This is a genomic window from uncultured Rikenella sp., assembly GCF_947628055.1.
Taxonomy (GTDB): domain Bacteria; phylum Bacteroidota; class Bacteroidia; order Bacteroidales; family Rikenellaceae; genus Rikenella.
On record NZ_CANQYJ010000108.1, the window covers coordinates 1 to 8,228 of the forward strand.

General features: G+C 57.5%; 7 protein-coding genes. 4 read left to right on the forward strand and 3 right to left on the reverse strand.

All coding sequences use genetic code 11. The features are described from left to right. Nucleotides 1–142: 142 nt before the first annotated feature. Entirely contained in the window at nucleotides 143–1,819 is a 1,677-nt protein-coding gene (locus Q0Z93_RS08780) for a formate--tetrahydrofolate ligase (RefSeq protein ID WP_298064616.1), read from the reverse strand. Between the two features lie 101 nt (nucleotides 1,820–1,920). On the opposite strand from Q0Z93_RS08780, the gene Q0Z93_RS08785 reads away from it, so the two are divergent. From Q0Z93_RS08785 to Q0Z93_RS08800, 4 genes are read left to right on the forward strand one after another with little or no spacing between them, the layout of a single operon-like run. Beyond that, nucleotides 1,921–3,066 (forward strand): glycosyltransferase, encoded by a 1,146-nt coding sequence (locus Q0Z93_RS08785; RefSeq protein ID WP_298064618.1) that lies wholly within the window; start codon nucleotides 1,921–1,923, stop codon nucleotides 3,064–3,066. A gap of 6 nt (nucleotides 3,067–3,072) precedes the next feature. After that, nucleotides 3,073–4,368, forward strand: a complete 1,296-nt coding sequence (locus tag Q0Z93_RS08790; protein ID WP_298064621.1) for a S28 family serine protease — start codon at nucleotides 3,073–3,075, stop codon at nucleotides 4,366–4,368. 14 nt (nucleotides 4,369–4,382) lie between these two features. After that, entirely contained in the window at nucleotides 4,383–5,243 is an 861-nt protein-coding gene (gene prmA / locus Q0Z93_RS08795) for a 50S ribosomal protein L11 methyltransferase (RefSeq protein ID WP_298064627.1), read from the forward strand. Nucleotides 5,244–5,255: 12 nt separating this feature from the next. Next, nucleotides 5,256–5,783 carry a GNAT family N-acetyltransferase gene (locus tag Q0Z93_RS08800; RefSeq protein WP_298064630.1) on the forward strand — a complete coding sequence of 176 codons (528 nt, stop codon included), beginning with the start codon at nucleotides 5,256–5,258 and terminating at the stop codon, nucleotides 5,781–5,783. Nucleotides 5,784–6,109: 326 nt separating this feature from the next. Here Q0Z93_RS08800 and Q0Z93_RS08805 read toward each other — a convergent pair whose 3' ends face one another. Together Q0Z93_RS08805 and pyk are read right to left on the reverse strand one after the other, a co-directional pair. After that, the gene (locus tag Q0Z93_RS08805; protein ID WP_298064632.1) at nucleotides 6,110–6,367 is read right to left on the reverse strand and encodes a GlsB/YeaQ/YmgE family stress response membrane protein; all 258 of its coding nucleotides are present in this window, start codon (nucleotides 6,365–6,367) and stop codon (nucleotides 6,110–6,112) included. A gap of 309 nt (nucleotides 6,368–6,676) precedes the next feature. After that, complete coding sequence (gene pyk, locus Q0Z93_RS08810) at nucleotides 6,677–8,110, reverse strand: pyruvate kinase (RefSeq protein ID WP_298064634.1); 1,434 nt, start codon at nucleotides 8,108–8,110, stop codon at nucleotides 6,677–6,679. Nucleotides 8,111–8,228: the final 118 nt, after the last annotated feature.

Sequence of the window (8,228 nt, forward strand, 5' to 3'; positions counted from 1 at the left end):
CGCTATTGCCACGCCCCAAAGAAAACGCAATGCAAGAGGACTGCGGAGCCTAAGGAGTAGCGCAGCTTCACAAAAGTTCTTTGGTTCTTTCTTTCAAGAAAGAACAGTCACACACGGCACAAATACAAATAAACGAACGGAATTAAAATAATCCCGAGATAATTCCCTCGTCGTCGATATCGATATGCACCGCCGCCGGTTCCTCCGGCAAGCCCGGCATGCGCATGATCTCGCCCGTGATCGGCACCAGGAAGCCCGCTCCCGCCGCGATCTCGATGTCGCGCACCGTAATCACGAAATCCTTAGGCCGCCCCAGCAGCGCCGGATTGTCCGACAGCGACTTCTGCGTCTTCGCGATACAAACCGCCAGACCCTCCAGCCCCAAATCCGAGATGCGCTTCAGCGCATTCTTCGCTTTCGGCGTATAATCCACCGTCTTCGCACCGTAAACACTCTTGGCAATCGTTTCCACCTTTTTCTCCACCGGCTCGTCCAACGGATAGAGCGGCCGGAAATCCGCCCCCGCGCCCCGAGCTTCCGCCGCCTCCACTACCAGCCGAGCCAACTCCTCCGTTCCCGCACCTCCGCGCCCCCACACGTCCGCCACCGCACACGGCACACCCCGCATCGTGCAATAATCCTTGATGAATTGCAGCTCCTCGTCGCTGTCCGTCGCGAACCGGTTGACCGCCACCACCGGCGTCAGGTTGAACAGCCCGACATTTTCGATATGCTTCTGCAAATTGACTATTCCCCGCTCCAACGCCTCCACATCCGGCGTTTTCAGCTCCTTGAGCGGCTGCCCCCCGTGGTATTTGAGCGCCCGCACCGTCGCCACCAACACCACCGCGTTCGGTGCCAGTCCCGCCGCCCGGCATTTGATGTCGAGAAACTTCTCCGCCCCGAGGTCGAAGCCGAAACCCGCCTCGGTCACCGTATAATCCGTCAGCGACAGCGACATTTCCGTCGCCACCACCGTATTGGTTCCCTGCGCGATATTGGCGAACGGCCCCCCGTGGATCAAAGCCGGTGTCCCCTCGAGCGTCTGCACCAGATTCGGTTTGATCGCATCTTTGAGTAGCGCCGCCATAGCCCCTTCCGCATGCAGGTCGCGGGCATAGACCGGCCGCTTGTCGTAAGTGAACCCCACGAAAATGTCTCCCAGCCGCCGTTTGAGGTCCGAGATGCTCGTCGCCAGACAGAGGATCGCCATCACCTCCGAAGCCGCCGTGATGTCGAAACCCGTTTCGCGCGGCACCCCGCCGGTCGCCCCTCCCAGTCCGATCACCATGTCGCGCAAGGCCCGGTCGTTCATATCCATCACCCGCTTCCAGGCGATCGTGCGCGGATCCAGCCCCAGCGAACGCGTCTTGCTCTGAATATTATTGTCGATCAACGCCGCCAGCAGGTTATGCGCCTTTTCCACCGCCGCGAAATCGCCCGTGAAATGCAGGTTGATCTCCTCCATCGGCAGCACCTGCGACATCCCGCCGCCCGTAGCTCCCCCCTTGATGCCGAACACCGGCCCCAGCGACGGTTCACGCAGCACCACGCACGACCGTTTGCCGATCCGGTTCAACGCCTGCGACAGGCCGATCGAAACGGTGGTCTTTCCCTCCCCCGCCGGCGTGGGCGAGATGGCCGAAACGAGGATCAGTTTCGACCTGTGCAGCCGTTCCGGATCAATGTATGAGAGCGGCACCTTGGCCTTGTATTTTCCGTAAAGCTCCAGGTCTTCGGGATCGATCCCCAACTGGGCGGCCACTTCCGTCACCGGCTTCATTTCGACCGAGCGCGCGATTTCGATATCCGTTTTCATATGCGGTACAATGGTTTGGAATAAAAGATTCTGAACAATTTTGCCAATCAAATATAATACCTTTTTCGTATATTAGTGGTTTAATTCAACAAACGCTTCTCATGAAGATCCGTATATTGGGGCCGGCGCATCCTTACCGGGGAGGGATCGCCCAGTTCGACGAGGTACTGGCCGCCGCTTTCGGGCGGGAGGGACACGATGTGAAGATCGTCAGTTTCACGCTGCAATACCCGTCGTTTCTCTTTCCCGGACGGACGCAGTACACCCGGATGGAGGCGCCGGAAGGGCTGGCTATCGAGCGGAGGATCAATTCGGTGAATCCGCTGAACTGGCCGCTCGTCGGACGGGCGATCGCACGGGAAGTGCCGGAGTTAGTCATTCCGCGGTTCTGGATGCCGTTCATGGGGCCGTCGCTGGGGACGATCTCGAAGACCATACGGCACCGCTCGCCGAAGACACGGATCATCGCGTTGGCCGACAATATCGTGCCGCACGAGCACCGGACGGGGGATCGGCCGTTGACAGCCTATTTCCTGCGGCAGACGGACGCGACGGTTTATATGTCGGACGAAGTGGGACGGGACTTGGATTCATTCGGTTACCGGGGGTTGCGGGCCATGTCGCCGCATCCGATATACGATACGTACGGGGCGCCGGTTCCCAAAGCAGAGGCTTGCGCGGCATTGGGGTTGGATCCTGCGGTAGATTACGTGCTGTTTTTCGGGTTTATCCGGAATTACAAAGGGCTGGATCTCTTGTTGGAAGCCTGGGGAATGCTCAAAGCCCGCGACAAAACGGCGAACCGCAAATTATTGGTCGGCGGGGAATATTACGGGAACAAGGAGAAATACGACGCGCTGATCGCCTCCTTGGGCATAGCGGAGGATGTGATCGTTCACGACCGCTATATCGACGAGAACCAAGTGCGGAACTATTTCGGCGCGGCGGACTTGGTGGTACAGCCCTACAAAAGCGCGACGCAGAGCGGAGTGACCCAGGTGGCTTACCATTTCGGCGTGCCGATGGTGGTAACGAACGTGGGCGGGCTGCCGGAGATCGTGCCGGACGGGCGCGTGGGATATGTCGTCGAGGTTTCTCCGGAGGCTATTGCTGCGGCGATAGGCCGGTTTTACGACGAACACAAGGCGGCGGAGTTCCGGAGCCATATCGGGGTCGAAAAAGAGCGCTTCAGCTGGTCGGCATTAACCGGCGCTTTTATGCGCCTGTACGGTGAAATCGGCAAATAACAAACTATGAAATACCTGAGATTTACATTCGCATTTTTTGCCTTGCTGCTGGCGGGGCTTGGGCTGTCTTCGGCCACGGAGCTGTACGACAAGCTGATCGCCCTGCAAGGGGTGGTTTCGGTCGAAGAACTGGACAAAGGCTTTTTCGAGGAACGCTACGTGGTGATGTTCGACCAGCCGCTCGATCACCGGAATCCGTCCGAGGGTCGTTTCGAGCAGCGTTTCGTGGTGGCGCATGCCGGTTTCGACCGGCCGACGGTGCTGGTGACGGAAGGGTACGGCGGCGCGCGGGCGCTCAATCCGAGGTATCGCGAGGAACTTTCGGCGCGGTTAGGAACGAATCAGGTCTTCGTGGAACACCGCTATTTCGGGGAATCGACCCCCGAGCTGCGGAATTGGGACTACCTGAACGCTGAAAATGCAGCGGCGGACTTGCACGCGATCCGGCAGGCTTTGGGAGAAGTGTATCCGAAGAAATGGATCGGTACGGGGGTGAACAAAGGGGGCGAAAATTCCTTGATATACCGGATGTACTACCCGCAGGACGTGGATGTGACGGTGGCCTATGTGGGGCCGGTCTGTTTCGGTGTCGAGGACGGACGGCACGAGCCGTTCCTCGACCGCGTGGGGACGGACGAGGAACGGGCGGCGATCCGCGAGTTCCAGACCGAAGTGCTCCGGCGGCGCAAGGAGCTGGTTCCGCTGTTCGAGGAATACTGCAAATCGAAAGAATATACGTTCCGGACGAATATCGACGAGGTTTTCGACCTCTGCGTGCTGGAATACCCGTTCTCGATGTGGCAGTGGGGCACGGCGGTGAGCGTGATCCCGGCTTCGGATTCGCCGCACCAGGAGCTGCTGGATCACCTGACGGCGATCGTTCCGCCGGACTACTTTGCGATCAATGACGAGCCGTCGTTCTTCGTACAGGCACAGCGGGAACTGGGCTACTACGGCTATGACACGGCACCGTTCGAGGGGCTGCTGTCCATTAAGAATGCGAAAGGCTATCTGCCGCGCGTGCTGCTGCCGGACGATGCCCGGCGCATCCGGTTCAGCGACGCCCTTTCGCGGAAAATCGCGGCATTCTATCGGGCCAACGATCCGAAAGTAATCTGCATCTATGGGCAGAACGATCCGTGGAGCGCAGCGATGCTCGACCCGGCGGCATTCGAAGGCAAGCAGAATATGAAACTGATCGTCGAGCCGGGCGGCAGCCACCGGGCGCGCATCAAGACGCAGAGCGACGAGGTGCAGAGCCAGATTTGGAAGACCATCGAAGGCTGGATCTTCGGGATTTAATACATCATCGTACCATGAACTACATCGAATACAACATCAACGTATCAGACCCCGAAGCGGCCGAGATCGTGGTCGCCGAGCTGGCCGACATGGGTTTCGACAGCTTCTCGGACTACCTGCCCGACGGCTTCATGGCGGGGGCGGGGAGCGTGAAATGCTATATTCCGGCTGCGGCGGAAGCCGACCCTGACACGCATACACGCATCCAGAACTTCCTGTACGAGGACGGCTATCCCTATGAGCGGAACGAGATCGAACAACAGAACTGGAACGCAGAGTGGGAGGCACACTTCGAGCCGATAGACATAGGCGGCGGAATGTGCCATATCCGTGCGCCGTTCCATCCGGCGAAAGCGGGGGCGAAGCATGAGATCGTCATTATGCCCAAAATGTCGTTCGGCACGGGGCACCATGCCACCACTTGTCTGATGGCCGAGCAGATGCTGGCCCTCGACTTCGGCGGCGCTTCGGTGCTGGATATGGGCAGCGGGACGGGTATTCTCGCCATACTGGCGGCACAGCGGGGCGCCGTGGTGGTGGATGCCGTGGACATCGACGAATGGGCTTACGAAAATTGCGTAGAGAACATACAGACCAACGGGGTGCAGACGGCAGTTTGTCCGATCCTCGGAGATGTGACCGCTGTTCGGGGAAAGGTGTACGACTATATATTGGCCAATATCAACCGGAATATTCTGCTGGCGGATATGGAATGCTATGCGGCTTCGTTACGGAAAGGAGGGCTGCTGTTGGTGAGCGGCATTCTCGACCTCGACGTGGACACGCTTGTGGGGCATGCCGCCAGGATAGGGCTGAGACGCACGGCGGTCAATACCCGCGACGGCTGGGCGCAGATCACTTTTGAAAAGGCTTAACACCCGACACGCATGCTGTTGCAGGACGACCGCATACGGCTCAGAGCTATGGAGCCGGAAGACCTCGAAGCCATGTACCGCTGGGAAAACGATACCTCGCTCTGGCATTTGGGGGATACGACCCGGCCTTTTTCGCATGAAGCTTTGCGGGCATTTATCGAAGGGGCTTCGCTGGATTTATACGCTGCGCGGCAGGTGCGGTTGATGATCGCCCTGATTTCATCGGGCGAGACGATCGGTTGTGCGGACTTGTTTGCTTTCGACCCGTTCAATCGCAGGGCCGGAGTGGGGATTTTGATTTACGCACCTTCCCAAAGACGGCGGGGCTATGCTTCGGCAGCTTTAAGGCTCATGGCGGAGTATGCGTTCGGCCATCTGGACATGCGGCAATTGTGGGCGGATGTTCCGGTGTCCAACACGGCGAGCCTCAGGCTGTTCGAGGGGGCGGGGTTCAGCAGCACGGCTGTTAAAAAGAGATGGGTGCGCACGGCTGACGGGAATGACTATGAAGATGCTTGCTTTATGCAGCTTTTCAGGTAAGTGCAGGGGCCTGTGCTCCGGTTTTCTCATCCAAGGCCTTGCGCAATTGTCTGCTGCTGCCGGTTTCGGGCAGTTCAGTCCATTGCTTTGTCGGGGCCGCGTTGGATTTTGTCGGGGTTTGCGTTGCTTTAATAAAGGTAAGTTACAACCCATTGCCCGGCGCGATCGCCCGGACGTTGGAAACGCGTTTCGCCAAACAAGTCATCACTACCTGTTTATAACTTGCTTCCCGGCAATTCCCCGCCCTCGGGAAAGAGCGGCAGCATAAAAAAGGCCGGTTCCCGCTGCGCTTCGACGGGAACCGGTCGTCTTTCCGATACGGAATGCTAAGCCCGCGTCCTGGGACGCCGTTTTATCATGCCGACGATCCAGAGCAGAACGATCGCTCCGACCAAAGCGGTGATCAGGCTGCCGAACCGGGTGGAAGGCTCCCAGCCGAACCAGCTGAATATCCAGCCGCCCAGCACACCGCCGATAATCCCGATGATAATGTTCCAGAAAAAGCCCGAGCCGCTGCCCTTCATAATCAGGCTGCCCAGCCATCCGGCTGCCAGACCGATCAGAATATACCATAAAAACCACATAGAGAATAAAATTTAAGTTAAACAATTTTTATTGCACTCTGCGGATAATAAATCAACAACCGTGCCGAACTAAAAGAAGCGGTTTTTTACCATCTCCGTGTAAAAAGCCGCTCCGCTTTATTCCTGAAAAATGCCTATTCCTGAACACGATTATATACTTTATCATACCAACCATCTTTTGTTCCAATTTTTCGGCTCGCGCCGTCCCCCGGCCGCTAAAAGCGGCCCCCGGCGCAGAACCGAACCGAAAAAAGGAGAAAAGTACATTAAAATATATAATCGCATTCCTGAAATACGCCAGGGAAAACGTTATTCGATCATAGCTTTGTTGAGCAGATGGATCACTTTGCTGATCTCCATGAACGAAGCTCCCTTCGCCGCCCCGAACGAGCCGCCCACCACGACGACCAGATCCTCGTTGGCAATCTTGTGTTCCCGTTCGAGGATCAGCAACATCTGATAACTGAACCGGTCGTGCGCGATCGCCGGCTCGGCATACTCCGCATACACTCCGTATGACAGAGCCAGCTCCCGCATCACATGCTTGCGGTAGCAAAGCGCATAGACCGGTTTTTCGCCCCGGAACGCCGCCAGATAGCGTCCCGTTCGTCCCGACAGCGTGTCGATCAGCACCGCCTTGACCGGCAGGTTCGTGCAGGCCCGCACCGCCGACCGGGCCAGCTGCGCCGTAATCTCGTTGTTGATCCGCACCATGTTGACGTCGATAATGGGCGACACTTCCTGTTCGATCGCCAGCGCGATCTTGGTCATCGCCTGCACCGCCTCCACCGGATACTTGCCGTTGGCCGTCTCGCCGCTGAGCATGATGGCGTCCACCCGCTGGAAAATGGCGTTCGCCACGTCGCTCACCTCGGCCCGCGTCGGCCGCGGATTGTTGATCATCGAGTGCAGCATCTGGGTGGCGATAATCACCGGTTTCTTGCTCTCGATGCACTTCTGCACTAAGTTTTTCTGCACGATCGGGATCTGTTCGGCATTGAGTTCGACCCCCAAATCCCCGCGCGCCACCATCACGGCATAGGTGTGATCCAGTATCTCGTCAATGTTGTCGACTCCTTCCTGGTTTTCGATTTTCGAGATGATTTTGATCGTGCTGCGCTCTTCGTCCAGTATTTTCTGGATGTCCAGCAGATCGCCTTTGTGCCGCACGAACGAATGGGCGATGAAGTCCAGATTCATCCGGATCGCCCACCGGATATATTCCTTGTCCCGCTCGGTGAGCGCCGGCAGGTGCAGATGAACTGCCGGAATGTTGACACTTTTGTGTCCCTTGATCACTCCGCTGTTCTTGACCCGGGCTATCAACGCGCCGTCGGTCTTGTCCACCACTTCCATGGCGATGTCTCCGTCGTCGACCAGCACGGCGACGCCTACCGGTACTTCGTCGAATACGTCCTTGTCGTTCAGAAAGATGCAGTCTGCCGAGGAAAGCGTGTCGTTATCGTCCGTGCCGCGCAAAGTGACCAGACCGCCTTCGACGACCGGCACTCCTTCGTCGGCCATTCGGGTGGTCCGGATCTCCGGCCCTTTGGTATCCACCAGGATGGCGATCTTTTCGGACACTGCCCGGGTATTGTTGACAATATTCGTGGCTCCCTCGAAAGAGGTGTGGGCCGAGTTGATCCGCACGACGTTCATTCCTGCTTCATATAACGCGCGGATAAATTCCACTTCGCAATGACGATCCGAAATCGTGGCTACTATCTTAGTCTTCTTCTCCATTATCTGATATTCTGTTTAATTGTAGGTTTTATTGTACGTGCGAGGGTACTGTTCTCTTTGTGAACAAAGAGAACCAGAAAAACTTTTTGAGATGCTTCGCATCTCTTGAGCCTGCCGG

Coding starts and splice junctions, on each gene's coding strand:
- Q0Z93_RS08790 (WP_298064621.1), top strand. CDS start 3,073: ATGAAATACCTGAGATTTACATTCGCATTTTTTGCCTTGCTGCTGGCG.
- Q0Z93_RS08785 (WP_298064618.1), top strand. CDS start 1,921: ATGAAGATCCGTATATTGGGGCCGGCGCATCCTTACCGGGGAGGGATC.
- Q0Z93_RS08780 (WP_298064616.1), bottom strand. CDS start 1,819: ATGAAAACGGATATCGAAATCGCGCGCTCGGTCGAAATGAAGCCGGTG.
- pyk (WP_298064634.1), bottom strand. CDS start 8,110: ATGGAGAAGAAGACTAAGATAGTAGCCACGATTTCGGATCGTCATTGC.
- Q0Z93_RS08805 (WP_298064632.1), bottom strand. CDS start 6,367: ATGTGGTTTTTATGGTATATTCTGATCGGTCTGGCAGCCGGATGGCTG.
- Q0Z93_RS08800 (WP_298064630.1), top strand. CDS start 5,256: ATGCTGTTGCAGGACGACCGCATACGGCTCAGAGCTATGGAGCCGGAA.
- prmA (WP_298064627.1), top strand. CDS start 4,383: ATGAACTACATCGAATACAACATCAACGTATCAGACCCCGAAGCGGCC.